This window comes from Streptomyces sp. NBC_01176, assembly GCF_045039825.1.
GTDB lineage: Bacteria > Actinomycetota > Actinomycetes > Streptomycetales > Streptomycetaceae > Streptomyces.
In genome coordinates this window covers 7,950,621-7,975,853 of record NZ_CP108600.1, presented here as the reverse complement: position 1 = coordinate 7,975,853, position 25,233 = coordinate 7,950,621, and the positions used below count along the sequence as shown (strand labels likewise).

The following is a 25,233-nucleotide window of genomic DNA, read 5'->3' as shown; positions in this document are numbered from 1 at the left end:
GAGCGTAGGCGGCCGGAGGGCCGGGCGCAGGAAGGCGGCCCCCATTCCAGACAGTCGGCCCGCCGACCACCGGGCGGACCGGGAGGCCGGCGGGCGGGGTGGCGAGGTCACCCGCCTGCCGCCCCTGCACCCCGGCCGACCGGGGTCGTCGGGTCAGGCGTCGAGGTCGTCGGCGAAGTGCCGGTACCCGTGCCGGTCCCGGTGGATGGTCCACAGGGCTTCCGCGAGGGCGTCGGGGTCCTTCCTCGGGTGCCCGGGGATGATCGCGCCGGGGATGACGAACTGCGCGACATGGATGCCGTCGGGGGCGAGCGCCTCGTGCAGCAGATGGCCGTAGGCGCTTTCGGCGGCGAAGGCGATGGAGGTGCCGGCGCGCTCGGTGTGCGGGATCGCGGCGGTGCCGCCGTTCACGAAGAGGACGGTGCCGCGGCCCAGCTCCCGCATGCCGGGCAGCACCTGGCGCACGGCGACGACCGGACCGTACACCGAGAACTCGATCGGGCCGACGAGGTCGGCGGCGTCGGTCTCCAGGACGGGTCGCATGAAGTCCCGGTGCGGGACCGGGCTGTACTGCAGGACCTCGATGGGCCCCAGCGTCGCGGTGGCGGCGTCGAGAGCCGCCTCCAGGGCGGCCGGGTCGCGGACGTCGGCGGCGAAACCACTCGCCGTCAGACCCTCGCCGGCCAGCTCGGCGGCGAACGCACGTGTCCGGTCCGCGTCGCGCGAGATGAGGGCGACGTCGAAGCCCGCGCGGCCGAACCGCCGCGCGACCGCGGCTCCGAGACCGGGTCCGGCTCCGACGATGGCGATGGTGGTCATGGTCTTCCTCGGTGGTCTCGGGGCGGACGGGCGGATCCGGGCGAGCGTACAAGTCCGAGCGGTGAGAGTCGGGGCGCGCCTCGCGTCAGCCCGGGGTCGAGGTGTCGGTCACGAACCGGCAGCGCACGTCCGAGGCCATGACGTGCTCGTACGTCTCGTTGATCTGCTCGGCCGGAATGAACTCGACCTCCGCGCCGAGGCCGTGCTCGGCGCAGAGGTCGAGCATCTCCTGCTTCCCTGAGCTTCCCGCCTGCCGTCCCTGCCCGCATCCCGGCAGACCGCGGGGTGCCGGGGAAGGACGTCCGGGGGTGGGACACGACCCTTCGCTGTCCTGCCGCGCAGGTCACAGGGCTGACACACTGGTGCCCATGGCACGTGAGCGGCAGAACGGCAGCAGCGGCGGCACGGATCTGGGGAGCTTCCTGCGCGCCCGTCGTACCCATGTGTCCCCGGAGGAGGCCGGTCTCCGGATCGGCCCCGCCCTGCGCCGCCCGCCCGGACTGCGCCGTGAGGAACTGGCCATGCTCGCCGGGGTGAGCATCGACTACTACACACGGCTGGAGCGCGGCCGGGAGACCCGTCCCAGCCCCGCGGTCGTGGACGCCCTCGCCGGTGCCCTCCATCTGGACACGCAGGAGCACGAGCACCTGCGCGACCTCGTCGCGCGCGCCGCCCGCGGTGCGCCGCGGGTACCGGCGACACCCAGCCGCTCCGTGCGGCCCGGCGTCAGGCTGCTCCTGGAGAACCTGCGGCCCAACCCCGCGCACGTGGTCAGCCGTACGTCGGACGTGCTCGCCTGCAACCCGGGCGGGATGCGGCTCCTCGCCGGCCTGGACAAGTGGCCGGTGCGCCGGCGCAACGTGGCGCGCTATGTCTTCCTGCACCCGGCCGCGCCCTCGCTGTTCGACGACTGGGACGAACAGATCCGCGCCTGCGTCGGCCGGATGCGCGCCCTCGCCGGCACCGACCCGGACGCCCCCGACCTGGCCGAACTCGTCGACGAACTCCTCCTCAAGAGCCCCGATTTCGCCCGTCTGTGGGACCACTACGACGTACGGCTGCGCTCGCACGGCCACCGGACGTTCCACCATCCGGAGGTGGGCGACCTGACCCTCGGCTACCAGTCCATGCACCTCGAAGGCACCCCCGGCCACCGGCTCGTCGCGTACTACGCCGAGCCCGGCACTCCCGGGTACGACGCGATGGCCCTGCTCGACCGTCCGGGACCTCCTCCAGGCCCACCGTGCGGTTGAGGACACGGCCCGGCTCGATGGTGCCGAGCAGGTCGTCCGGCACGAGCTCCTCGATGCGGGCGCGGGCCGGAGGCGTGCCGCCCTTCCGGGCCATCGGGAATCACCGTGTGCCGTCCGCTGTTTCCCGGCTGAACGCGATGAATTCCACGGCAGGCACCCCAGGAGGACGACCGTGTACGGCGACCAGGCGACGATCCGCAAGATCCTGAACGAACTCGGCGACACCTGGGCGATCGTCGGCCTCTCGTCGAACGAGGGGCGTGCGGCGTACGGAGTCGCCGACGTCCTGCGGCGTCACGGCAAGCGGATCGTCCCCGTGCACCCGAAGGCCGAGACCGTCCACGGCGAGAAGGGCTATCCCTCGCTCGACGCGATCCCGTTCGACGTCGATGTCGTCGACGTCTTCGTCAACAGCGACCTCGCCGGGGCCGTGGCCGATCAGGCCGTCGCGATCGGCGCCAAGGCCGTCTGGTTCCAGCTCGGCGTCGTGGACGAGGCCGCGTACGACCGCACCCGCGCCGCCGGGCTCGACATGGTCATGGACCGCTGCCCCGCCATCGAGATCCCCCGCCTCGGCTGACCGGCCCCGCACCGGCCCGGTCACGTGTCGTCGAACCCGGTTGACGCCGCGCCCCGCGGCCGGGTTTGCTGCGGCGGTGTCCACTCTTCACTTCCGGCGGGCGCACGACGAACCCGCCCTCGATGCCTGGCGTCACGTCCACAACGTGATCGTCCCTCCCGCCGCCCTGTCGCCCGACGAGGTCCGGGAGCGGGCGGGCCGCAACCTCCTGGAGGTCGTCCACCTCGGCGACGTCCTGGTGGGCTGCACGACCGTGCGCCCGCCGAAGGACGACACCTCGACGGCGACGGTGATCGCACGGGTGCTGCCCGAGCACCGCGGGCGGGGGTTCGGCGGGGAGCTGTACAAGCGGGGGCTGGGGCAGGCGCGGGCCCTGGGCGCCGAGGTGATCGAGACGGTCGTCCTCGCCGCGAACGAGGACGGGCTGCGCTTCGCCCTGAAGCACGGATTCACCGAGATCGAGCGCTACGTGCTGCCGGGCGACACCACGGAGTGGATCGATCTGCGGCTGAGCTGATCCGGCGCGTCACCCGACAGGGCCTTCACCCGTCGCCGCGCCCGGCCGAGATACGCCACGACGGTCTCCGCGAAGAACGCGGGGGACCGCCGCCGGACGGACGGAGCACCGGCTCGCCCTCCCAAATGACGCGGGGCGGGCCGGGTTCCGGTCCGTCAGGCGACTCCGAGCCCCTCGATCACCACGGCGTTCGGCAGTTCGCCGAAGGCCTTGCCCGGCACCAGCAGCTTGCCGCGCCGCCGGCCGCTGCCGACCAGGACGTAGGGCAGTTCGACGACCGCCGCGTCCACCAGTACGGGCCAGTCACCGGGCAGCCCGACGGGCGTGATGCCGCCGTACTCCATGCCGGTCTCACCGGTCGCGGTGTCCATCGAGGCGAACGAGGCCTTGCGGGCTCCGAGTTGGCGGCGGACGACACCGTTGACGTCGACCCGGTGGGTGGAGAGGACCAGACACGCGGCCAGCGTGTTCTCCCCGCCACGCCTGCCCGCGACGACCACGCAGTTGGCGGACTGTTCGAGCAGTTCCCTGCCGTAGTGCTCGACGAAGGTCGCGGTGTCGGCCCAGGCGGGGTCCGTGTCGACGTACACGATCTGCTCGGCGGGGACGGTGCCCTGCCAGGCGCGTACGGCGTCGGCGACCGGGCCGACGAGTTCGCCGAGGCACTCGGGAGCGGGCGTGGCGTGGTCGAAGTGTCCGATGGGGGCGCGCATTCCCGCACGGTAACAGCCGTCCGGGGAAGCCCGGGTGGGGGTCTCAGTGCACGAGCGGGACCGAGACCGCCATGACCATCTCCACGGGTACGTCGCCGTCATTGCCGTACCGGTGTGGGGTGTTGGCCTCGAAGGAGGCACTCGCCCCCTCCGGCACGCGGTGGGGCACGCCGTCGACGGTGAGGGTCAGATCGCCGGCCGTGACATGGACGAGCTCCACGGTGCCCGTGGGGTGCGGGTCGGAGGGGCTGCCGTCGCCCGGCATCAGCCGCCAGTCCCACATCTCCAGCGGGCCGGGGGCCTCGGTGCCCGCGAGCAGCCGGTTGTAGCTGCCCGCGTCCGTGTGCCACAGCCGTACGGCCTGCTCGGCCGGGACGATCCGGACCTTGGGACCCTGTTCGTAGTCGAGGAGCGTGGTGATGCTGACGCCGAGCGCGTCGCCGATCTTGACGACGGTGCCGAGGCTGGGGTTGGTCCTGGCCTGCTCGATCTGGATGAGCATGCCGCGACTGACTCCCGCGCGGGCCGCGAGCGCTTCCAGGGTGAAGCCGCGCTCGGTGCGCCAGCGCTTCACGTTGCGCGCCAGGGACTGGGTCAGCAGGTCGAGATCCGACACGTTCCGTCCAATATTCTGAATGACAGAGTTCAATAAAGTGAACTATGGTGTGGTGCACCCGATCGTTCACCGAACTGTACTGCGAGGCGACTCATGACAGCGCTCTTCGCCCTGGCCACCAGCCTCCTGTGGGGCCTGGCCGACTTCGGCGGAGGCCTGCTGACCCGGCGGACGCCCGCCCTCACCGTGGTCGTCGTCTCGCAGGCGGTCGCGGCGGGCGTCCTCGGCGTGATCGTCGTCGCGACCGGCGCCTGGAGCGAGGCAGGACCGAGGCTGTGGTTCGCGGCCGCGGCCGGCCTGGTGGGACCGGTCGCGCTGTTCTCGTTCTACAAGGCCCTCGCCCTGGGCCCGATGGGCGTGGTCTCGCCGCTCGGTTCGCTGGGCGTCGCCGTCCCGCTCACCGTGGGCCTCGCCCTCGGTGAGCGTCCCGGGCCGCTGCAGTTCGCGGGCATCGCGGTCGCCGTCGTCGGCGTGGTGCTCGCGGGCGGTCCGCAGTTCAGGGGCGCCCCCGTCCAGCGGCAGGCGATCCTGCTGACGCTGCTCGCGGCGCTCGGCTTCGGCACGGTGTTCGTCCTGATAGCGGAGGCGTCCTCGTCGGTCACGGGACTGTTCCTCGCCCTGTTCGTGCAGCGGGTGACCAATGTGCTCGCGGGCGGCACGGCGCTATGGGCCTCGGTGCGGCACGGCTCCGCCGGGCTCCCCGACGGCGGCTTCCCGTGGCCCGCGCTCCCGGCGTTCGCCTTCGTCGGCCTCGCCGACGTGGCGGCCAACGGCACCTACTCCGTCGCCGCCCACCACGGCCCGGTGACGGTGGCCGCCGTGCTCGCCTCGCTCTACCCGGTGGTCACGGCCCTGGCCGCGCGCGGCTTCCTCAGCGAACGGCTGCGCGGCGTCCAGGCGGCGGGCGCGGGCCTGGCACTGGTCGGCACGGTCATGCTCGCGACGGGTTGAGCCAGGGACGGCCACGCTCACGACGAGCCGGGTCGGTCGGACCGGGTCGGGTCGGTCGGGTCGGGTCGGTCGGTCGGACCGGGTCGGGGGGCGGATCGAGTGGTCGGGTTCAGCGCGGTCATGCTGGCACGACGGGTCGGGTCAGGACTCGGCGCGTACGTCCGCGGCGGCTTCCCCGGCCGCGAGGTCCAGCTCCGCGAGCCGGGCCACGGCCTCCTCGTCCAGCCCCGACAGAGCGAGCAGCTGTTCCGGCGTGACGCCGTCGGGGATCGGCACGGGCGCCGGCGTCCGCAGCGGCGGCTGCCATCCGACCGCCGGATCCCAGCGCCGTACGACCCGGGCGGGAGCGCCCGCCACGACCGCGTGGTCGGGCACCGCGCCGCGTACCACCGCTCCGGCCGCCACCACCACGTTCCGCCCGATCCGCGCTCCCGGCAGGATCACCGCCCCGGTGCCGATCCAGCAGCCGGGACCGATCTCCACCGGCTCCATCCGGGGCCACTGCTTGCCGATGGGCTCGTGCGGATCGTCGTAGGAGTGGTTGGTGGACGTCACGTACACGTACGGCCCGAAGTAGCAGTCGCTGCCGATGGTGACCGTCGTGTCGGCGATGACATGGCTGCCGCGGCCGAGCACCACGCCGTCGCCGAGGCGCAGGATCGGGTCGGGGCCGAGGTCGAGGTCGGGCATCAGCCCCGCGGTGAGGGTGACCTGCTCGCCGACGATGCAGTGGTCGCCGAGGTGGATCCAGGGCTCTCCGAAGACGGTGCCGAGCGGGAAGGCGAGTCTGGTGCCCGTTCCGATCGCCCCGAAGCGCAGCCGACCCGGGTGTTCGGCCGTGACCGAGGCGGTGCGCTGCATCCACGCCCAGCCCGCGTGGACGGCGCGCTGCACGAGGCGGCGCCGCCATGACGAGAACGCGTTCCTGTTGCTGGGCACTCGCTCACGGTACTCAGGGGGACAACGGGCCAGCAGAGATCACGGCTGTGATCTTCGCCCCACCGGGAGGCGGAGATCATGGCATACGGTGCCGCTGTACCGACGACGAGGAGGCGGCGATGACGCAGCAGGCGCTGATCATGGGGATCGGCGGCAAGGATCCACGGGTGGACCCGGAGGCGTTCACGGCGCGCACGGCGGTGGTCATCGGGGACGTCACCCTGCGGGCGGGCGCGAGCGTCTGGTACGGCGCGGTGCTGCGGGCCGACTGCGGGCCGATCGTCATCGGCGCCGACAGCAACATCCAGGACAACTGCACCCTGCACGTCGATCCCGGCTTCCCCGTCACCGTGGGCGAGCGGGTCTCGGTCGGGCACAACGCCGTGCTGCACGGAGCAACCGTCGAGGACGACTGCCTGATCGGGATGGGGGCCACGGTCCTCAACGGGGCGGTGATCGGCGCCGGTTCGCTGGTCGCGGCCCAGGCCCTGGTCCCGCAGGGGATGCGGGTCCCGCCCGGTTCGTTGGTGGCGGGCGTACCCGCGAAGGTCAAGCGCCCGTTGACGGAGGAGGAGCGCGAGGGCCTCACTCTCAACGGCACCTTCTACGTGGAACTGGCGAAGGCCCACAAGGACGCGACGGAGAACGCCGGGAGCTGAGACGCACCCCTCGGAGGCGCGGGGAACGGCGTGACCGGTCGCGCCGGGCCGCCGGTGCCGCGGCACCGGTCCCGGTGACGGGTCCTACTCGGCGGCGGCGGGCTCCGGCTGTGCCTCGTCCAGCTCGGCGGACACCCGCTTCGCCCGGCGCTTGACGACCAGCATCGAGGCGAGCCCGATGAGCACCGCCATCGCCAGTCCGACCCACGAGAACCGCTTCAGCCAGGATTCGGCGACGACACCGACGTAGTAGATGACCGCGGTGGTGCCTCCGGCCCAGACGACCCCGCCGAGCACGTTGGCGATCAGGAACTTCCAGTACGGCATCTTCAGCACACCGGCGAGCGGCCCCGCGAAGATGCGCAGAAGGGCGATGAAGCGGCCGAAGAAGACGGCCCACATGCCCCATTTCTGGAAGGACCGCTCGGCCGTCGCGATGTGTCCGGGACCGAAGTGCCGGGGGAACTTCCCGCCGAGCCAGGCCAGCAGCGGCCGCCCGCCCTTGCGGCCGATCGCGTAGCCGATGGAGTCGCCGACGACCGCGCCGAGGCTGGCGCACGCGCCGAGGATGACGGGGTTGATCCCCGAGTGCTGGGAGGACAGCAGCGCCGCCGAGACCAGGATGATCTCGCCGGGCAGGGGTATGCCCAGGCTCTCCAGGCCGATGACGAGGGCCACCAACGCGTAGATGCTGACCGCGGGCACCGTCTCGAGCCACTCCTGGACGTGCAACGCCGGTTCCTCCCCGTCACGTGTCTCCCGGCACGCGCTCGTGCGAGCGCATGCCGGGAAGCCTACCGCTCGGCCGAGCGCGACGGAGTCCCGCAGTTGACACCGGCGCTCCCGCTGTACAGCCGCGCTCCCCCGACGGCGGGCTCGCTACCACTGATAGGGCAGGTACTTCCCGTCGAGGGTGATGACGACCCGGTCACCCTCGGGGTCGGGCACCCGCCGCACGTCGAGGCGGAAGTTGATGGCGCTCATGATGCCGTCGCCGCACTGCTCGTGGATCAGCTCCTTGATCGTCGGACCGTAGACCTGCACGACCTCGTAGAGCCGGTAGATCGTGGGGTCCACCGGGACGGCGGTCTCCAGGGCGCCTCGGGTCGGCTGGAGCTGGAAGGCGAGGACGGCGTCGTCGCCGAGTTCGAGGAGCGCCGCGGCGGTCGCCGCCTCCTCCTCGCGCATGGGGTGCTGCCCCAGCAGCGCGGCCGTCGTCCACGCGAGCGGCTTGCCGACCGCTTCGGCCAGTTGGGCCCAGGTGACTCCGGTCTTCACTTTGGCCTGACGGACGGCTTCGGCGGCCTCACGCTTGCTGAGCATGCGGATCTCCGTTCCCGGGCAACGACGTCGACACGTCGGGCCAGACTAGGAGAACGCCCATTCTCTGACAATGGCGCCGGGCGGACACCGACTGCCCGGGATCGCGAGGGAGGCGCCGGGAACGGCAGCACAGCAGAACACGGCAGCAGCGCGGAACGACAGCACCGCGGAAGGGCGGAACGGCGGACGACCCCGGCCGGCTCGGTGCCGGAGGGGCCGTCCGCCGTCGCGGGTGGTCCGCTCAGCCGTTCGGCCGCAGGGTCCAGACGACGGTCATCTCTCCGGTGACAGCGCCGTCCGCGCGCTGGATGGCGATGGCGACAGGGAATTCGGGGCGCTGTCCCGCGTCGAGTTCGGCCACGACGTCGGCGGCCGGACGGCCGAGGGTCGCGGTGGCGGTGACCGGCCCCATGGCCAGCTTCTTGTAGGCGATCTCGGCGCGCACCGCGAGGGGCACGGCACGCGAGAGCTGCTCCCCGAAGGCCGCGAGGACGATCGCCCCGCTCGCCGACTCACCCAGGGTGAACATCGCTCCGGCGTGCGGGCCGCCGACGTGGTTGTGGTAGTCGCTCTGGTCCGGGAGCCTCACCACGGCCTTCTCCGGGGAGGTCTCCACGAACTCGAGATTGAGGGTCCGGGCCATCGGGACCGTGGCGGCGAGCATCTCGCCGATCGTCATCTGGTCTGCGCTCATGCCCGAATGTTACCCGTGAGTAGAAAATCTTGGCCAGCACCTGGGCATGTGAAGAAAACGAAAAAATCCGCTCCCGATTCCTGACCGGTACATGGCTGAAGGCGAGCAGTGACCGAAACGTGGCACAGCCGCTACTAGGGTTACTGCCCATGTGGCCAGGACAGCAGCCGCCCGGGGGCGAGCAGAACCCGCAGAACCAGAATCCGCAGCAGCCCAACCCGTACCAGCAGCCGGGGTACCAGCAGCCGAATCCGTATCAGCAGCCCGGATACCAGCAGCCGAATCCGTACGGGCAGCCGCAGTGGGGGGCCGGGCCGGAATCGCCCGGGGCGCCCACGGTGCCCGGCGGGCCGGGAGGCGGAAACGGGGGCGGCAACCGGACGAAGATCACCGCCATTGTCGCGGCCTCGGCCGTCGTGATCGCGGCGGGCGTCACCGGCTTCCTCGTCCTGGGCGGCAAGGACAAGGACGACAACGCGGGCGGCGATCCGTCCACGTCCTCGTCCCCGAAGACGCCCGCGCCGACGTCCCCGAGCACGGGCGGGAGCGACGACAACCCGCGCGGCGGCGACGACGAGAAGCCGACCGTCGCGGGCTGGAAGGTCGTCGTCAACCCCAAGTGGGGCACCGCGTTCGACGTGCCGGCGGACTGGAACGTCGAAACGCCCGGCACCTTCATCGGCTTCGAGGACAAGAAGAAGGGCGACGGTTCCGCGCTCATCGGCATGTCCGCGCCCGCTTTCCTCAAGGAGAAGTGGTGCACGTCCGACGACGACAAGGACGGTCGTACGGACGACACGGCGCTGGCCGCCGCGGGCACCAAGGGTCAGAGCGGCGCGAAGAACACCGACGACGTCGCGCGCAACGACTCGGCCTGGTGGGTCTTCGGCGGCTACACCGACCAGAAGGACGCGTCGAAGAAGCTACTCAAGATCGGCAAGCCCGCGGCGTACACGACGGCTTCCGGGATCACGGGCAGCGTCGCCACGACCTATTCGGCCGGCGTCCCGAAGAAGGGCAAGTGCGACTCGGACGGAAAGGCGACCACGTTCGCCTTCAAGAACTCGGCGGGCGACTTCGTGTCCTGGACGCTCTACAGCGCGAAGGGGGTCGGCGAGGAGGTCCCCGACGCCACGGTCCGGAAGATATTGAGCACGGTCCGGCTGCACGGTGAGCCGACGGGGTCGTGAGCGTCGCACGGTGAACCGACGGGGTCGTGAGCGGCCCCGGGGAGACCTGAGTCGCCGTTCCGATGCGTGAGCGGTGTCCGGAGGGCGTGCACCGGGTTTGGCAAGTCGGGCACCGGGCGGCGAAAGTGGCCCGGTGACCTCTGCCGCCGACCTCCGTCGACACCCGCGCCGTCCTTCCTGGGCGGGCCGGAACTACACCCTGCTGACCGCCGCCGCGGTCGTCACCAACCTGGGCAGCCAGGGCGCGCTGATCGCCGCGGCGTTCGCGGTGCTCGAAACGGGCGGCGACGGCGGTGACGTCGGCCTGGTGGCGGCGGCGCGGACCCTGCCGCTGGTCCTCTTCCTGCTGATCGGCGGCGCGGTGGCGGACCGGCTGCCGCGCCATCGGGTGATGGTCGCGGCCAACGCCCTCAACTGCGTCTCGCAGGCGGCGTTCGCGCTTCTGGTGCTGTCCGGCGAACCGCGGCTGTGGCAGATGCTGCTGTTGTCCGCGCTCGGCGGCACCGGGCAGGCGTTCTTCAGCCCGGCCGCCGAGGGCATGCTGATGTCCTCGGTCGACGGAGAGCAGGCGAGCCGCGCCTTCGCCATGTTCCGGATGGCGATGCAGGGCGCGGGACTCGGCGGGGCGGCACTCGGCGGGGCGATGGTGGCGGTGATCGGACCCGGCTGGGTACTCGCGGTGGACGCGGTGGCGTTCGCCCTCGCCGGGGCCCTGCGCTCCTTCCTCGACGTGAGTCACATACCGCCGCGCCGGCCCGGCGGCGGGCTGCTCTCCGATCTCCGCGAGGGCTGGCAGGAGTTCGTCGGACGGCCCTGGCTGTGGACGGTCGTCGCGCAGTTCTCCGTGGTGGTCGCCGTGGTGGGCGCCGCCGACGCGGTCTACGGTCCGCTGGTCGCCCGGGACAGCCTCGGCGGGCCGGGGCCCTGGGGGCTGGCCCTCGGCGCGTTCGGTGCGGGCACGGTCGGCGGCGCGCTGCTGATGACCCGTTGGAAGCCGCGTCGGCTGCTGCTCGCGGGCACCCTCTGCGTCTTCCCGCTCGCCGCGCCGGCCGCCGCGCTCGCGGTGCCGGTACCGGTGGTGCCGCTGTGTGCCGTGATGTTCGTCAGCGGGGCGGCGATAGAGGTGTTCGGTGTCTCGTGGATGACCGCGCTGCACCAGGAGATCCCCGAGGACAAGCTCTCCCGCGTCTCGGCGTACGACTGGTTCGGGTCGATCGCCATGGTCCCGCTGGCCACGGCCCTGGCGGGCCCGGCGGAGCAGGCCTTCGGTCGGACGGCCGCCCTGTGGGGCTGCTCGACGCTGGTCGTCGTGGTCACGGCGGCGGTGCTGTTCGTACCGGACGTACGGAATCTGACCCGGCGGACGAGGCCGGTGGCACAGGGATCGCCGCCGGTGGACGTCGGGCGCGTGTCAGCCGATGCCGAAGGCTCCGCCGGGCGGCTCGGGTGAGGGAACCGCGTCCTCGTCGCGGACAGGTGCGGCGCCGCCGATGAACCTCCGCAGCGCGGAGCCGTGTTCCACCCGCGCCGGGAACGCGTCCGAGGCGGTGCGGCGGGCGAGAGCGGCCGTGTCGAGCGGGTGGTGGGAGGCCACCAGCACCGCGTTGCCGAAACGCCGTCCGCGCAGCACACCCGGTTCGGCGATCACCGCCAGCTCCTCGAACACCTCCGAGAACGTGGCGAGTTGGGAGCGCAGGAAGGTGAAGGGGGCGGAGTCGGCGAGGTTGGCCAGGTAGACGCCGTCGGTGCGCAGGACCCGCCCGGCGGCATGCGCGTACGCCGTGGACGTCAGGTGCGCGGGGACGCGCGAGCCGCCGAAGACATCCGCGATCACGATGTCGACGGAGGCGGGCGCGGCGGATTCGAGCCACTCCCGGGCGTCCGCGCCGTGCACGGTGATACCGGCGTCGTCGGCCACGGGCAGGTGCTCGCCGATCAGGGCCAGCAGACCCCGGTCGGCCTCGACCACGTCCTGCCGTGCGCCCGGCCGGGTCGCGGCCACATAGCGGGGCAGTGTCAGCGCGCCCCCGCCGAGGTGCAGCACGTCCGGGCGGTGTCCCGGTGCGACGACGGTGTCCAGCACGTGCCCGAGCCGTCGCGCGTACTCGAACTCCAGATGCGTGGGCTCGTCCAGGTCCACGTACGACTGCGGTGCCCCGTCGACCGTCAACAGCCAGGCCCGCCTCCGGTCGACGTCCGGCATCAGTTTGGCGGTCCCGTGATCCACGGCCCGCATCACGGGTATCGGCTCGTCCACGCGTCCATTGTGCCGCCCCGGCCGCCGCCACGGCCCGGTGCCTCTGTACGGCCGATCTCCCACCACGACACAGCCCCCGGGAACCGGTCCCCCGGTCCGGACCGCGCGGCACGGTCGGCCGGCCGGCCGCCCGACGCTCCCTCGCCCTCCTCGCCCTCCTCGCCCACCTCGCCCTGCTCGCCGCTCGCGCCCACCTCGCCGCTCGCGCCCTCCTCGCCCACCTCGCCGCTCGCGCCCTCCTCGCCCACCTCGCCGCTCGCGCCCTCCTCGCCCACCTCGCCGCTCTCGCCGCCCCGACGACCTACCACGGGCCGACTCCCGGCCCGCTGGTCCATCCGCCGGCCGGCCCCGACCGCGTTACCGACCGGTCCCCGACCGCGTTGCCGACCGGCCCCGACTCGAGCCACCCGCCCGCCCGCACGGCACCCGCAGGACGCCCGGCCCCCGGAGTACGCCTGCTCCCCTCGCGCGCGCCCGCCGCCCCGACGACCGATCCCCCGCCCGGCGCCACGACGGCAGGCGCCCCCGTGTGAGCCTTCCGCCGCCAGGCTCACGCGGGGGCGCCGACACCGGGCGGTACGGGTGCCCGCTCCTTTCGCAGCGGGATCCGTACCGCCCGTACCGCTCCCCGGCCGTCAGCCGACCGAGGTCACCGTCCCCGCGCCGACCGTCCGGCCACCCTCACGGATCGCGAAACCCAGGCCGGGCTCCAGCGGCACGTCGCGTCCCAGCTCGACCGTCATCGTCACGGTGTCGCCGGGCCGGGCGACCGCCCGCTCGCCGAGGTCGACGTCGCCGACCACGTCCGCGGTACGGATGTAGAACTGCGGCCGGTACCCGGTGGCGACCGGCGTCGTCCGTCCGCCCTCGCCCGACGACAGGACGTACACCTGCGCCGAGAAGCGGCGGCCGGGCACGACGCTGCCCGGCGCGGCGACGATGTGCCCGCGCCGTACGGCGTCCCGGGGCACCCCGCGCAGCAGCAGCGCCACGTTGTCCCCGGCCTGCGCCTCCGCCATGGGCTTGCCGAAGGTCTCCAGACCCGTGACCACCGTGTCGACGGCGGCCCCGAGCACTTCGACACGGTCGCCGACCCGGATCGTGCCGCGCTCGACGGCGCCCGTGACGACGGTTCCGCGCCCGGTGATGGTGAGCACGTTCTCGACCGGCAGCAGGAACGGCGCGTCGACGTACCGCTCGGGCATCGGCACGTACGTGTCCACCGCGTCGAGCAGCGCGTCGATCGCCGCGGTCCAGCGGGGGTCGCCCTCCAGCGCCCTGAGACCGGAGACCCGGACGACGGGGACGGACTCGCCTCCGTAGCCGTGCGCGGAGAGCAGTTCGCGAACCTCCAGCTCCACGAGGTCGGTGAGCTCCTCGTCGCCCGCGTCGGCCTTGTTCAGGGCGACGACGATGTGGTCGACGCCCACCTGCCGGGCGAGCAGCACGTGCTCGGCGGTCTGCGGCATGATCCCGTCGAGCGCGGAGACGACGAGGATCGCCCCGTCGAGCTGCGCCGCGCCGGTGACCATGTTCTTGACGTAGTCGGCGTGGCCCGGCATGTCGACATGCGCGTAGTGCCGGGTGTCGGTCTCGTACTCGACGTGCGCGATGTTGATGGTGATGCCGCGCGCGGCCTCCTCCGGGGCGCGGTCGATGCGGTCGAAGGGCACGAACGTGCCGGAGCCGCGGTCGGCCAGAACCTTGGTGATGGCGGCGGTCAGGGTGGTCTTGCCGTGGTCGACATGACCCATGGTGCCGATGTTCAGGTGCGGCTTGGTGCGCACGTAAGCCGTCTTGGGCATGGCTGTACCTCGAAGCCTCTTGGATGTCAGCGGAGCTGAGTGAGGGCCCCGGCGCTCACGGCCGGGACGGGGACCCCGAGGATCTGCCGACCCTCCCCCTGCGGGGTCCGCCGGACAATCCGGGAAGGGTCAGCTTCGGGCGCCGTCGACGGCTGCCGCGATGATCGGGACGGCAGCCTTCGGCGCATCCGCGACTGCGGATGCTGCGAAGAGGAAGGCGTGCCGGAACATGAGGCGATCATCGCCGACATGTCCGGCCACGTCGAATGGTTTTTCGCGCCACCGGGTCGCGTGCCGGGGTGGGGTGCTGCCGGTGCGTCAGGGGCGCACGGCCCAGGGCCTGATGCGGGGGCGAAGGGCCACCGGCGGGCGCCCGGAGGAGAGTTGCCTCACACGGCGGCGCGCCCGGTCGACAGCGCGGCGGAGGAAGCGATGCCTCGCCGTCGGCCGGCCGCGTGGGCCGCGGAGACGCGGTCCGCGTCCGCCGGGGCCGCGCCGCCGGGAAGGAGCCCGCGGGACCGCGTGCGGCGATCGGGCGTGGTCAGACCGGGGAAGGGGCGACGTGATGCATGGACGGCCGCTTGGCCACGGCCCGTTGCGGATCGTCCGCCGCGACGCCGGCGATCGTGAACCGTGCCGGCACCGTGTCTTCGAGGTGCCGTCCGGCATCTCGAACCCGGCATCCGCTGTTCCCGAAGCTGTGACGCCCGTGAGACGAACCATACGGCGATCACACACACGGGTCGGTTAGTGTCGCCGAATGCTCGATGCCACCACCCGCTCTGGGGGCACCGCCACGGCCGTCCCCGCGGCCCCCGCCACGGAGCTCTCCCTCGCCGCGGAGCTCGCCGTCTCCACTCCCACGGGCCTCGCCGCCCGGTGCACGAGAGTCGTGCTCTCCCCCTGGTCCCGGCTCTCCCTGTTGCTGGTACTGCTCGCGGCGTCCGCGGCGAGCGTGTTGTTCTTCGAACCGCAGCGACTGCTCTCGGACGGCTGGCCACCGCAGCTCAGCGGCGCCGCGGCCGCCATGGTCTTCGGTGTGGCGTACGGGCTGTGCACGGTGGCGTTCGTGCCCCGGCCGCTGCTCAACCTCGCCGCCGGCGCCCTGTTCGGCTCCCAGCTCGGTCTCACCACGGCGCTCGCGGGTACGGTGCTCGGCGCCGGGATCGCCTTCGGGCTCGGCCGGGTCCTCGGGCAGGACGCGCTGCGGCCACTGCTGCGCGCCCGTTGGCTGAAGGCGGCCGACGGACAGCTCAGCCGGCACGGCTTCCGCACGATGATGATGGCCCGTCTCTTCCCCGGGGTGCCCTTCTGGGCGGCGAACTACTGCGCCGCCGTCTCCCGCATGGGCTGGCTGCCGTTCCTCCTGGCCACGGCCCTGGGTTCGGTCCCGAACACCGCCGCGTACGCCGTCGCCGGCGCCCGCGCCTCGGCACCGACCTCGCCCGCCTTCCTGATCGCGATGGGCTTCATCGCGCTGCCCGCGCTGGCCGGCGCCGTCGTTGCCTGGCGCAAGCGCCACCATCTGCGCGGACACTGACACCACGGACCCGGGACGCTCGCGAAGAACGCCGAGCATCCCGGAACCGACGACTGTACGGATGCCCCGAACGCCCGGGAATCCGCGACCTGAACGGACGTCGCCCGAACTCCCGGGAATCCGCGACCCGAACGGACGCCGACCGAACTCCCGAGCATCCGCGACCTGTACGGACGCCGACCGAACGCCCCGGGACCCGGGGCCCGTACGGACATCGCACACCGCCCCGGGACCCGCGACCGGCTCGAGCCGAGCCGGCCCCTCCGCGCTACACCGCCTCCGCGCTACACCGCCTCCAGCACCATCGCGTTGGCGAGCCCGCCCGCCTCGCACATCGTCTGCAGGCCGTAGCGGGCTCCGCGGGCGCGCAGGGCGTGCACGAGGGTGGTCGTCAGCCGGGCGCCGCTCGCGCCGAGCGGGTGGCCGAGCGCGATCGCGCCGCCGTGCACGTTGACCCGGGAGAGGTCGGCACCCGTCTCCTGCTGCCAGGCCAGGACGACGCTCGCGAAGGCCTCGTTGACCTCGAAGAGGTCGATGTCACCGAGTGAGAGCCCAGCCCTGCGGAGCACCTTCTCGGTGGCCGGGATGACGCCCGTCAGCATCAGCAGGGGGTCGGATCCGGTGACGGCGAAGCTGTGCAGGCGCGCCAGGGGGCGCAGACCGAGGCGGGCCGCGGTCTCGCTCGACGTGATGAGCACGGCGGACGCGCCGTCGTTGATGGGGCTCGCGTTGCCCGCCGTGACGGACCAGTCGATCTGCGGGAAGCGCTCGGCGAGGGCCGGGTGGTAGTAGGCGGGCTTGAGCCCGGCGAGTGTCTCCGTGGTGCTGGCGGGGCGGACGCTCTCGTCGCGGGTCACACCCTGAAGGGGGGCGACCTCCGCGTCGAAGAGGCCGTTCTCCCAGGCCGCGGCCGCCTTCTGGTGCGAACCCACCGCGTAGGTGTCCAGCTGCTCGCGCGACATGCCCCACTTCGCGGTGATCAGTTCGGCACTGATGCCCTGCGGCACCAGGCCCTCGGGGTAGCGCTCGGCGATCCCGGGACCGAAGGGGCCTTCGGTCCCGAGGATGTTGGACCCCATCGGCACGCGGCTCATGGACTCCACTCCACAGGCCACCGCGATGTCGTACGCCCCCGACAGAACCCCCTGTGCCGCGAAGTGCACGGCCTGCTGGGAGGAGCCGCACTGCCGGTCCACGGTGGTCGCGGGCACCGACTCCGGGAAGCCGGCCGAGAGCACCGCGTACCGGGTGAGGTTCGCGGCCTGTTCCCCGACCTGGGTGACGGTGCCGCCGATCACGTCGTCGATCAGTGCCGGGTCGATCCCGGAGCGCTCGACGAGGGTGCGCAGCGTGTGGGCGAGGAGCTCCACCGGGTGGACATGGGCGAGAGAACCGTTCGGCTTGCCCTTGCCTACGGGCGTGCGGACGGCTTCGACGATGACGGCATCACGCATGGCTGCTCTCCGGGGTCATGGAGTTTGCTTTCCCAACTCACTAAGTGACTCCAGAGTAACCTAGTCAGTTGGACATTCCAACCCACCCGGTAGACTGACGGCATGAAGGACGCCCGCCCCTGTTCGATCGCCGAGACCCTGGCCCTCGTCGGCGAGAAGTACTCCCTGCTGGTCATGCGGGAGGTGACCCTCGGAGCCACCCGCTTCGACCAGCTCGCCCGCAACATCGGCGCACCGCGCGACGTGCTCACCGCGCGTCTGAAGCGACTCGTCGACATCGGCGTGCTGGAGAAGGCCGAGTACAGCGACCGCCCGAAGCGCTACGAGTACCGGGCCACGCGAGCCGGGCTGGAACTGCAACCGGTGCTGCTGACGCTGATGGCGTGGGGCGACCGTCACCTCCAGGAGGACGGTTTCCGCCCGATGGTGATGGAGCACACGTGCGGCCATGAACTGGTCCCGCTGGTGGTCTGCGGGGAGTGCGGCCAGGAGATCGAGCACGGCGGACTGACGGCCCACCCGCAGTCCCCGGGCTGGACGGTGACGGGGCCCGCGGTGGCGTAGACAAGGGGTCCGGTGGCGGCCCGTCCGCGCGGGCACGGGTTCCCTCGCAGCACGGAAGCCCTCGCCTCCCGCTCCCGGTCCCCCTGTGCTCCCCGTCTCCTTTGTCGCCGGTGCTCCCTGTGCCCTGCTGTCTCCCGCCTAGTCGTTCCCCTTGTAGACATCCAGCCGTCCGCACATGCCGAACCGGCCGTACGCTGCGGGCTGTTCGGCCCGGACGACGGCCTCGCCGAGGTGGGAGGTGTCGCCCCGCTCCAGCCGGGCGAGCTGCTCACCCGTGACCGCGGCGGCGGCCTCGGCACCGCGCCGCCACCGCTCGCGCCACTCGGCGAGCCGGGGCCGCACCAGCGCGGCCGCGGCCCGATGGAACGCGGCGAGCCGCTCGGGGCCTTGCGCGGCGCGGAGCGCGCGGTAGCCCTCGACGGCCAGATCGCGTCGGGCCCGGACGATCCGTTCGCGCTCCTCCTCGGGCGCGTCGTCCGGGACGACCGTCGCGGCGGCGTACGTCCGCGGGTCGGCGAGATACTCCGGGGGGAGGGTGAGCACGGCGTCGCCCGCCTCCGGAAGCCCACCGTTCTGCATCAGGACGGTGATGCGCAGATCGCCTTCGTCGACGAGCCGGTGGATGGTGCCGGGCGTGAACCAGGCGACCGTACCCGGCGTGAGGGGCGTGACCTCGTACCCCGACGCCGTCAGCGTTTGGACGGCACCGCGTCCGCCGGTGACGACGTACGCCTCCGAGCAGGTCAGGTGCAGGTGCGGGGTTCCGCCGGACACTCCGTCGGCGGCGGGCCAGTCGTAGACGCGGAGGTGGGAGACGGCGACGGCACCGGGCAGGCCGGTGAAGCCCGGGATCTCCTGGAAGCCGTTCACCACGGGTGTTCCTCCAGGTACTCGGCGATCTCCTCGCGCTCCCAGGCCCCGTCGGCCACGACCACCCGGTAGCGGCGGGTGAGGGTGTCCCCGGGGGCGAGTTCCAGTTCGTCGAAGAAGGCGAGCGACGGGGCGACGGCGGCGAACGGTTCGTTGCGTACGAACCAGTGGGCCGGGTGGCCGCCAAACTCTCCGGCGTGGTCGTTCTCGGGGGCGTGCGCGAAGACGAGGGTCGCGTGGCCGTCGGTCCCGTCGTGCTCGCCCGAGTACGCGAGCCAGGGTGACTGACGCCCCATCAGTCCGGGCCCTTCACTGTCGGGGCCGACGATCCGCCCGTTGCGGAAGGCGCGCGGTCCGCGCCAGAACAGCCCCGTGTAGCCGGCCATCTCCCGCCCCGCGGTGGTCGGGCTGCCGAAGCGCAGCGGTTCGTCGCGCCGGTTGGTGACCGCCGTGGTCCAGGTGAGCGCCCAGGAGCCCGACACGGGGTCGAGGTCGTGCACCTCGACCCGGCGCTCCTCCTCGGCCCACAGGTCACCGTCGTGCGGATGCCAGGTGAGGCGCTCCGCGATGACCGCACGGTGGCCGTCGGACCCGACCTCGTCGAAACCCGCGTGCGCCATCGATCCGACCCGTTCGGGGAGTTCGAGGTATCCCCGCCCGTGGACATAGGTGTTGCCGCCCCACAGGTTCTGGCCGGAGAGGTGCGAGGCCGTCATCTGCAGGCCCTTGTGCCAGCGGTGGTCGTTGGGCCGGTAGTCGGTGACGACGGCGCCCGCCGGCGTCCTGAGCGGATGCAGATACGGTTTCGGGGCCTCCCACGCCGCCTCGGCACGGTAGACGTAGCTCAGCAGCTCGACCCCGGTGCCGGCGTCGGCGATCGTGACGCGGTCGCCGTGCGCGTGGACGATCCGCAGGCCGTCCCGTACGGACGTGGTCATGCCGTCACCTCCTGGCTCGCGCCGGGCACGGACGGCCCGGTGGACGGCGCGGCCGCCACCGCGGCGGGCGGCGCCCAGCCGGGGGCGCCGCCGTGCAGCGCCGTGTAGTACGGGTCGCCGGGTCCGACCTCTCCCGCGCGGACGGTCGTGTCCGTGAACGCCGACTTGTAGAGCGCGGTGATCAGCTCCAGGCCGGCGCGTCCGTCCGCGCCGCTGCTGCGCGGCCGCTCGGCCGCGCGCATGCTCGCGACCAGGTCCCGCAGCTGGGCGAGATGCGAACTCGGCACGTCCGGACCGAAGTTCCGCCAGACCGCCACGTCGTCCTGCGGTACGTCCGGCGCCGGAGTGATGCGCCAGTCGGCGTTGGCGTGCCCGTACAGATGGGTGAGTTCGACGGTGGCGCGCTCGCAGTCGATGCGGATGCGGCTCACTTCGTCCGGGCTCAGGACGCTGTTGACGACGGTGGCCAGCGCCCCGCTCCCGAAACGGACGAGGGCGGTCGAGACGTCCTCGGTCTCCACGTCGTGCACCAGGCGGCCGGCCATCGCCCGCACCTCGCTCCACGGCCCCATGAGATCGAGCAGCAGGTCCATCTGGTGGATACCGTGCCCCATCGCGGGTCCGCCGCCCTCCGTCTCCCAGCGGCCGCGCCAGGGCACCGCGTAGTAGTCGGCGTCGCGGTACCAGGTGGTCTGGCAGTGCGCGACGAGCGGGCGGCCCATGGCCCGCTCGCCGAGCAGCCGCTTCACGTGCCGGGCGCCGGAGCCGAACCGGTGCTGGAAGACGACGGCCGCGTACGGGCCGCCTTCCCCGCCCTCCTCCGCCTCCACGGCGTCGAAGTCGGCCAGGGTGAGCACCGGCGGCTTCTCGCACCAGACCCAGGCTCCGGAGCGCAGCGCGGCGACGGTCTGGCCGCGGTGCAGGGTGGGCGGGGTACAGACGGTGACCAGGTCGGGCCGCTGCTCGGCGAGCATCCGGTCCGGATCGGTGTACGCGTGCGGGATGCCGGCCTCGGCACAGAACTCGCGGACGGCGTCCTCGGCGATGTCGGCCGCGGCCACGATCTCCGTCTCACCCTCCTCGGCGAGCCGGGCGAGCGCGGGCACATGGCTCCCACGCGCGATGGCGCCCGTACCGATGACGGCGACCCTGATGCGGCGGCCGTCGAACGGGGTCGCGGGGCGGCTCAGGGAGGTCTCGGGGCCGGTCGAGGAGATCTCGGGGCCGGCGGCCGCGTGGCGGGATGTGCCCATGTACCTGCTCAGCGCTCCCTCGGACGTGCCGTCGGACGATGGCCGGCGCGTGGTGTCCCCCGAGGCGGAGCCGGCGGCAGCAAGCGCTTTCTCCTGCAACGAAACGTATGCGGCGGCGCGGCGACCGGTCAACACCCCGGCCCGCCGGGACCACCGAGGTCACCGCCCGCACGGGACGCACCCACGTTCGTACGACCAATCGAACAGTTCCTCTAGTAAAGGCAAACCCCTGTGGCCGGACGGCTCCGGCGGGGCGCTACGCTGCCTCCAACACCCGTGATCACCGCGCACCGCGAACCTCCACACGGCGTGTCCGCCGGCCCGTCCTCGATCAGCGCTTGGACCACCTCACTTCATGTCTTGGTTTGAATCCCTCATCCTCGGACTCGTCCAGGGGCTGACCGAGTTCCTCCCCGTCTCCTCCAGCGCGCATCTGCGCCTGACCGCGGCGTTCTCCGGCTGGCACGACCCCGGAGCGGCCTTCACCGCGATCACGCAGCTCGGCACGGAGGCCGCGGTACTGATCTACTTCCGCAAGGACGTGGGCAGGATCCTCGCGGCGTGGTTCCGCTCGCTCACGAGCAAGGCGATGCGGAAGAACCACGACGCCCAGATGGGCTGGCTCGTCATCGTCGGCTCCATACCGATCGGCGTGCTCGGGGTGACGCTCAAGGACCAGATCGAGGGTCCGTTCCGCGATCTGCGGGTCACCGCGACCATGCTGATCGTGATGGGCGTGGTCATCGGTGTCGCCGACCGGCTCGCGGCACGCGACGAGTCGGGCGGCAAGCACCGGGCCCCCAAGCAGCGCAAGACCATCGAGAACCTGAACACCAAGGACGGCCTGCTCTTCGGCCTCTGCCAGGCGATGGCCCTGGTCCCCGGTGTCTCCCGGTCCGGCGCGACCATCAGCGGCGGCCTCTTCATGGGGTACACCCGCGAGGCGGCGGCCCGTTACTCCTTCCTCCTCGCCATGCCGGCCGTGCTCGCCTCGGGAACCTTCGAGGTGAAGGACGCCACCGCGAACGGTCACGTCTCCTGGGGGCCGACCCTCTTCGCGACGGTCATCGCGTTCGTGGTCGGGTACGCCGTGATCGCGTGGTTCATGAAGTTCATCTCCCACAAGAGCTTCATGCCGTTCGTCTGGTACCGGATCGCGCTCGGCATCGTCATCATCGCCCTGGTGGCGGCCGGCGGACTGAGCCCTCACGCCGCCGAGTCCGCGGGCTGACGATTCGACTTCCCCGCGCTCGTGGCGTGACGGGCGTGACGGGTATCAGGGCGAGCGCCCGGGATTCCCACACGCTCCGCGCCCTGCGGCGGGCGGCGCGGCCGGCGTCACCCGGGAGCGGTCGGACGGGGTCTCGTCCCGGCCTCCCGGCGCGGCGCCCCGCGGGCCGTGACGAAGCGCATACGGCATGAGTAGCCGACCGGTAGCGCAGTGTCAGTCCATGCCCCTAGGCTGGTGCGCATGTCCCCCGACTTCGCGTTCTCTGGTTCCGTGCGGTCCGCTGCCGCGTTAAACGAGCAGATCCGCGCCCTGTGGATGCGCGCCGGTGGCTCCTTGTCCGCCCAGGAGCGCGCGGAGTACGAGCTGTTGGTCGTGAAATGGGCGGAAGCGATCCGCGGTGAGGTCATCGAGGCGGCCTGACCCTCTCCACCCCGCAGGACGTCGTGCCGGTCGGCGCGCACCGTCCGCGGGAGCGACCGGAGCGGCACGAGCGCGGTGACCGCCCGCCGGGCCCCGGCGCGCATCAGCGCCCCACTTCACCCGGGCGAGCAGGTGCTGCATCCCGTCCGGGGCGGCTTCCCCCGGAGGTTCCCCCTGCCGCAACTCGGCGACGGAGCCAGCGATCCACGGCCGGCGTACTAGTCCTGGAACACCGACCTCTTGTACGCAAGAATCTTCATGGCCTCATCCTTCTTCTTTCCCCCCTCGAACTGACTCATGTGGGCCGCCATTGCGGCCGGGTCCTGCACCTTGAGAAGGTACTCGGCCATTTCCTCCTTCTTGACCGCTTCGCGGAATTCACCCTCGGTCAGCGGGGCCACACCTTCCTCCAGTGAATCCTTTCGCTCGATCGCGACGATGTCGTAGGGTGCGCCCTGTTTCGCGATCCAGCCATGCTCGGAGCCGGTGGCACCCTTCGCCAGGTACTTCCTCTTGATCCGGATGGTGAGCACGTACCCGAACCGGGCCTCCGACGCGAATTTGGTCGCTATTTCAGCGTCCGTGGAAAATTCGATCAGACTCGCGGTCTCCTCGTTACGGTGCTGACTCACGTATCCTTCGACGTGCTCACGCTCGGGCTTCGTAGCGTGCTCGTCAGGCTTCTGGACCATCTTCGGGAGGCTGACGAAAGAGCCGCGAATCACCTCCTTCTGGAGATGCTTCCTCTGCGTGGGCGTCACACCGCGCTTCAGATAAACTTCCTGTTCGCTGTCCTCGGGCAGCGCCGCGATGTGGTCTTCGGCGCTGAGTTCCCGAGGCTGATCCTGCAGAGCGATCCGCCTGCCGGCCTCGGCCCCCTCCGACTGCTCGCCCTCTTCCGTCATCCGCTGCACGGGTCCGTGCATCCGCTGCACGGGTTCGTGCGAGCCGTTCGCCGCTTGGCGCGGGGCGGTGACGGAGGGGGCAATCGTCTCCCCCGCGGCGTAGGCGTGGCCGTCCCTCTCCGCTGCTCGTTCGGAGTCCTGCTTCGGGTCGGTGACGGTGACTCCGGCGCCGTTGCTGTGACCCTTCTCGGGCATGCCCTTGAGGTTCTTGTCGACATGGCTGAGCTCGTGACCGATCAACTTCTCGTCGCCTACGGACCCGGCCGAGAGGAAGATGTGGTTACCGACGGTCATGGCCTGGGCCCCCAGCGCCGCGGTGGCACGTTGGGCCACCGCGTCACGGTGGACGCGTGTGGAGGAGAGCCCCTCGTTCTGATAGAACGCCCCGGCCTTGGCCACCACCGACGAAGGCAGCGACTCGCTCGACGAGTTCATGGCCGCGGCCAGCAGGGCGCCCTGCCCTTCCGGGCTGCTGTCCTGCACCCTGCCGCGGACGGGTCCGTCCTCCTCCTCGGCGCGTGCGACGGTGGCGCCGTCCAGGGAACGCTGCACCGGAGGTTCCTGTGCCTGGTGCCCGCATCCCAGACCGTGCTGATGCCGGTCCTGCGCTCCCGGGTGCCCGGCCCGCCGCAGCATCTCGGCGACCGCCTTGTTCCCGGTACGCCCCTGCAGGGCAAGCATCCGCTGCACGGCCGTTCCGGCGAGTGTCGGCGTCGCCCGCGGGCGCCGAGGTGCCGGCCCTTCCCCCGTCGTGGTGTTCTCTTCACGGGCCAGTCCCATACGTCTTCCTCCGGCATCAAAGACGACCAACCGCGTCACGCTCGCACGGAAGCGGCCACGTTCCCAGGGCCGCAGGGGCAGAGTTGCAGCCCTGCCGGCGGTCGTCGCAACGTCCGTACGGACTTCGATCGAACCCCGCCGACGAAGGGGATCTGTGCCGGCACCGTCGTAACCGCCCCGCGAGCCCCCACCGCCGGGGGTCCGCCGGTGATTCACCGGCCTCCGGACACCCGCAGCACCGCCCCCGTGGCGTACGAGGCGTCAGGCGACATCAACCACGCGACGGCGGCGGCGACTTCCTCCGCCCGGCCGACCCGGCGCAGCGGGATCGAGGAGGCGGCGCGCTCGGCGCGGCCCGGGTCCCCCATGGCCGCGTGCATCTCGGTGTCGATCATGCCGGGCGCGACCGCGTTGACCCGGATCCCGTCCGGGCCGAGTTCCTTGGCGAGGCCCACCGTCAGGGCGTCGACGGCGGCCTTCGTGGCCGCGTAGTGGACGAACTCCCCGGGGCTGCCGAGGGTCGCCGCCGCCGAGGACACGTTCACGATGACGCCGCTCCCCCGGGCCGCCATGGACCGGGCGGCCCGCCGCGAACACAGCAGCGTGCCCAGCAGGTTGACGTCCACCACGCGCCGCAGGTCGGCGGGGTCGGTGTCCGCGAGCCGTCCGAGCGGACCAGTCACACCGGCGTTGTTCACCAGCCCGCTGACGGGCCCGAGACGGTCCGCCGCCGTGTCGAAGAGCCGCTCCACGTCGTCCGCGTCGGAGGTGTCCACCCGTACCGTGACACAGCGCGACCCCGCCGCCCGGACCGCTGTCGCGGTCGACTCCGCGGCCGCGCCGTCCCGTACGTAGCCCACCACCAGATCGTGTCCGTCCGCCGCCAGGCGGGCGGCGATCGCGGCGCCGATCCCCCGGCTGCCACCCGTGACCACAGTGACCGGGCGTGTCATGCGTACCTC

At 72.1% G+C, this 25,233-nt stretch carries 27 protein-coding genes and 1 pseudogene; 11 read left to right on the top strand and 17 right to left on the bottom strand.

Annotation, left to right across the window (positions count from 1 at the left end; translation table 11 throughout):
- Positions 1–153: 153 nt before the first annotated feature.
- Both OG199_RS34645 and OG199_RS34640 read right to left on the bottom strand, forming a co-directional pair.
- Positions 154–819, bottom strand: a complete 666-nt coding sequence (locus tag OG199_RS34645; protein ID WP_266697256.1) for an SDR family NAD(P)-dependent oxidoreductase — start codon at positions 817–819, stop codon at positions 154–156.
- Positions 820–904: 85 nt separating this feature from the next.
- Positions 905–1,066 (bottom strand): annotated as a pseudogene (locus OG199_RS34640) (alcohol dehydrogenase); the annotation flags it as partial.
- Between the two features lie 121 nt (positions 1,067–1,187).
- On the opposite strand from OG199_RS34640, the gene OG199_RS34635 reads away from it, so the two are divergent.
- The 3 genes from OG199_RS34635 to OG199_RS34625 all read left to right on the top strand — a co-directional run bounded on the left by OG199_RS34635 (position 1,188) and on the right by OG199_RS34625 (position 3,169).
- Positions 1,188–2,072, top strand: a complete 885-nt coding sequence (locus OG199_RS34635) for a helix-turn-helix transcriptional regulator (RefSeq protein WP_356801184.1) — start codon at positions 1,188–1,190, stop codon at positions 2,070–2,072.
- A 172-nt stretch (positions 2,073–2,244) separates the two neighbouring features.
- Positions 2,245–2,652 carry a CoA-binding protein gene (locus OG199_RS34630; RefSeq protein WP_356801185.1) on the top strand — a complete coding sequence of 136 codons (408 nt, stop codon included), beginning with the start codon at positions 2,245–2,247 and terminating at the stop codon, positions 2,650–2,652.
- 76 nt (positions 2,653–2,728) lie between these two features.
- Positions 2,729–3,169, top strand: coding sequence for a GNAT family N-acetyltransferase (locus OG199_RS34625; protein WP_356801186.1), 441 nt, complete (start codon positions 2,729–2,731; stop codon positions 3,167–3,169).
- Between the two features lie 155 nt (positions 3,170–3,324).
- Here the strand turns inward: OG199_RS34625 and OG199_RS34620 are convergent, their stop codons facing one another.
- On the bottom strand, positions 3,325–3,882 hold the full coding sequence (locus OG199_RS34620; protein ID WP_356801187.1) for a YbaK/EbsC family protein: 558 nt from the start codon (positions 3,880–3,882) through the stop codon (positions 3,325–3,327).
- A 43-nt stretch (positions 3,883–3,925) separates the two neighbouring features.
- Entirely contained in the window at positions 3,926–4,498 is a 573-nt protein-coding gene (locus OG199_RS34615) for an XRE family transcriptional regulator (protein ID WP_356801188.1), read from the bottom strand.
- Between the two features lie 93 nt (positions 4,499–4,591).
- Between OG199_RS34615 and OG199_RS34610 the strand changes: the two genes are divergently transcribed.
- Positions 4,592–5,449 carry an EamA family transporter gene (locus OG199_RS34610; RefSeq protein WP_401806382.1) on the top strand — a complete coding sequence of 286 codons (858 nt, stop codon included), beginning with the start codon at positions 4,592–4,594 and terminating at the stop codon, positions 5,447–5,449.
- A 141-nt stretch (positions 5,450–5,590) separates the two neighbouring features.
- Here the strand turns inward: OG199_RS34610 and OG199_RS34605 are convergent, their stop codons facing one another.
- The gene (locus OG199_RS34605; RefSeq protein WP_356801190.1) at positions 5,591–6,388 is read right to left on the bottom strand and encodes an acyltransferase; all 798 of its coding nucleotides are present in this window, start codon (positions 6,386–6,388) and stop codon (positions 5,591–5,593) included.
- A 119-nt stretch (positions 6,389–6,507) separates the two neighbouring features.
- Here OG199_RS34605 and OG199_RS34600 point away from each other — a divergent pair, with 119 nt between their 5' ends.
- Entirely contained in the window at positions 6,508–7,047 is a 540-nt protein-coding gene (locus tag OG199_RS34600) for a gamma carbonic anhydrase family protein (RefSeq protein WP_405832772.1), read from the top strand.
- 84 nt (positions 7,048–7,131) lie between these two features.
- Here OG199_RS34600 and OG199_RS34595 read toward each other — a convergent pair whose 3' ends face one another.
- The 3 genes from OG199_RS34595 to OG199_RS34585 form a co-directional block, all read right to left on the bottom strand.
- Positions 7,132–7,779, bottom strand: coding sequence for a DedA family protein (locus OG199_RS34595; RefSeq protein WP_356801192.1), 648 nt, complete (start codon positions 7,777–7,779; stop codon positions 7,132–7,134).
- Between the two features lie 147 nt (positions 7,780–7,926).
- Positions 7,927–8,370, bottom strand: a complete 444-nt coding sequence (cynS, locus tag OG199_RS34590; RefSeq protein WP_266697267.1) for a cyanase — start codon at positions 8,368–8,370, stop codon at positions 7,927–7,929.
- Positions 8,371–8,611: 241 nt separating this feature from the next.
- On the bottom strand, positions 8,612–9,049 hold the full coding sequence (locus tag OG199_RS34585; protein ID WP_405834764.1) for a DUF4442 domain-containing protein: 438 nt from the start codon (positions 9,047–9,049) through the stop codon (positions 8,612–8,614).
- 164 nt (positions 9,050–9,213) lie between these two features.
- Between OG199_RS34585 and OG199_RS34580 the strand changes: the two genes are divergently transcribed.
- Together OG199_RS34580 and OG199_RS34575 are read left to right on the top strand one after the other, a co-directional pair.
- Complete coding sequence (locus tag OG199_RS34580; RefSeq protein ID WP_356801193.1) at positions 9,214–10,254, top strand: hypothetical protein; 1,041 nt, start codon at positions 9,214–9,216, stop codon at positions 10,252–10,254.
- Between the two features lie 133 nt (positions 10,255–10,387).
- Complete coding sequence (locus OG199_RS34575; protein ID WP_405832770.1) at positions 10,388–11,704, top strand: MFS transporter; 1,317 nt, start codon at positions 10,388–10,390, stop codon at positions 11,702–11,704.
- Here OG199_RS34575 and OG199_RS34570 read toward each other — a convergent pair.
- The 3 genes from OG199_RS34570 to tuf form a co-directional block, all read right to left on the bottom strand.
- Positions 11,666–12,511 (bottom strand): fused MFS/spermidine synthase, encoded by an 846-nt coding sequence (locus tag OG199_RS34570; RefSeq protein ID WP_356801195.1) that lies wholly within the window; start codon positions 12,509–12,511, stop codon positions 11,666–11,668. The genes OG199_RS34575 and OG199_RS34570 overlap by 39 nt on opposite strands.
- A complete protein-coding gene (locus OG199_RS34565) occupies positions 12,490–12,819 on the bottom strand; it encodes a hypothetical protein (protein ID WP_405832768.1) in 330 nt (109 codons plus the stop codon). Before OG199_RS34565 ends, OG199_RS34570 begins: the two co-directional genes overlap by 22 nt.
- A gap of 327 nt (positions 12,820–13,146) precedes the next feature.
- Positions 13,147–14,316 (bottom strand): elongation factor Tu, encoded by a 1,170-nt coding sequence (gene tuf / locus OG199_RS34560; RefSeq protein WP_401806390.1) that lies wholly within the window; start codon positions 14,314–14,316, stop codon positions 13,147–13,149.
- Positions 14,317–15,076: 760 nt separating this feature from the next.
- Here tuf and OG199_RS34555 point away from each other — a divergent pair.
- The gene (locus tag OG199_RS34555) at positions 15,077–15,856 is read left to right on the top strand and encodes a VTT domain-containing protein (RefSeq protein WP_356801197.1); all 780 of its coding nucleotides are present in this window, start codon (positions 15,077–15,079) and stop codon (positions 15,854–15,856) included.
- Positions 15,857–16,140: 284 nt separating this feature from the next.
- Here the strand turns inward: OG199_RS34555 and OG199_RS34550 are convergent, their stop codons facing one another.
- A complete protein-coding gene (locus tag OG199_RS34550; protein ID WP_405832765.1) occupies positions 16,141–17,310 on the bottom strand; it encodes a thiolase family protein in 1,170 nt (389 codons plus the stop codon).
- A gap of 102 nt (positions 17,311–17,412) precedes the next feature.
- On the opposite strand from OG199_RS34550, the gene OG199_RS34545 reads away from it, so the two are divergent.
- Complete coding sequence (locus tag OG199_RS34545) at positions 17,413–17,874, top strand: helix-turn-helix domain-containing protein (protein WP_356800361.1); 462 nt, start codon at positions 17,413–17,415, stop codon at positions 17,872–17,874.
- A gap of 138 nt (positions 17,875–18,012) precedes the next feature.
- On the opposite strand, the gene OG199_RS34540 is transcribed toward OG199_RS34545, so the two are convergent.
- The 3 genes from OG199_RS34540 to OG199_RS34530 are packed head-to-tail and all read right to left on the bottom strand — an operon-like array spanning position 18,013 to position 20,935.
- Positions 18,013–18,747, bottom strand: coding sequence for a cupin domain-containing protein (locus OG199_RS34540; protein WP_405832763.1), 735 nt, complete (start codon positions 18,745–18,747; stop codon positions 18,013–18,015).
- Complete coding sequence (locus OG199_RS34535; protein ID WP_405832761.1) at positions 18,741–19,682, bottom strand: PmoA family protein; 942 nt, start codon at positions 19,680–19,682, stop codon at positions 18,741–18,743. The genes OG199_RS34540 and OG199_RS34535 overlap by 7 nt, the downstream gene beginning before the upstream one ends.
- Positions 19,679–20,935 carry a Gfo/Idh/MocA family protein gene (locus OG199_RS34530; protein WP_405832759.1) on the bottom strand — a complete coding sequence of 419 codons (1,257 nt, stop codon included), beginning with the start codon at positions 20,933–20,935 and terminating at the stop codon, positions 19,679–19,681. Before OG199_RS34530 ends, OG199_RS34535 begins: the two co-directional genes overlap by 4 nt.
- Before the next feature lie 355 nt (positions 20,936–21,290).
- Between OG199_RS34530 and OG199_RS34525 the strand changes: the two genes are divergently transcribed.
- Both OG199_RS34525 and OG199_RS34520 read left to right on the top strand, forming a co-directional pair.
- A complete protein-coding gene (locus tag OG199_RS34525; protein WP_356800357.1) occupies positions 21,291–22,166 on the top strand; it encodes an undecaprenyl-diphosphate phosphatase in 876 nt (291 codons plus the stop codon).
- Positions 22,167–22,406: 240 nt separating this feature from the next.
- Positions 22,407–22,586, top strand: coding sequence for a hypothetical protein (locus OG199_RS34520; protein ID WP_266697525.1), 180 nt, complete (start codon positions 22,407–22,409; stop codon positions 22,584–22,586).
- Between the two features lie 218 nt (positions 22,587–22,804).
- On the opposite strand, the gene OG199_RS34515 is transcribed toward OG199_RS34520, so the two are convergent.
- Both OG199_RS34515 and OG199_RS34510 read right to left on the bottom strand, forming a co-directional pair.
- The gene (locus OG199_RS34515; protein ID WP_405832756.1) at positions 22,805–24,271 is read right to left on the bottom strand and encodes a DUF4157 domain-containing protein; all 1,467 of its coding nucleotides are present in this window, start codon (positions 24,269–24,271) and stop codon (positions 22,805–22,807) included.
- 212 nt (positions 24,272–24,483) lie between these two features.
- The gene (locus OG199_RS34510; RefSeq protein WP_356800355.1) at positions 24,484–25,224 is read right to left on the bottom strand and encodes a glucose 1-dehydrogenase; all 741 of its coding nucleotides are present in this window, start codon (positions 25,222–25,224) and stop codon (positions 24,484–24,486) included.
- Positions 25,225–25,233 lie beyond the last annotated feature (9 nt).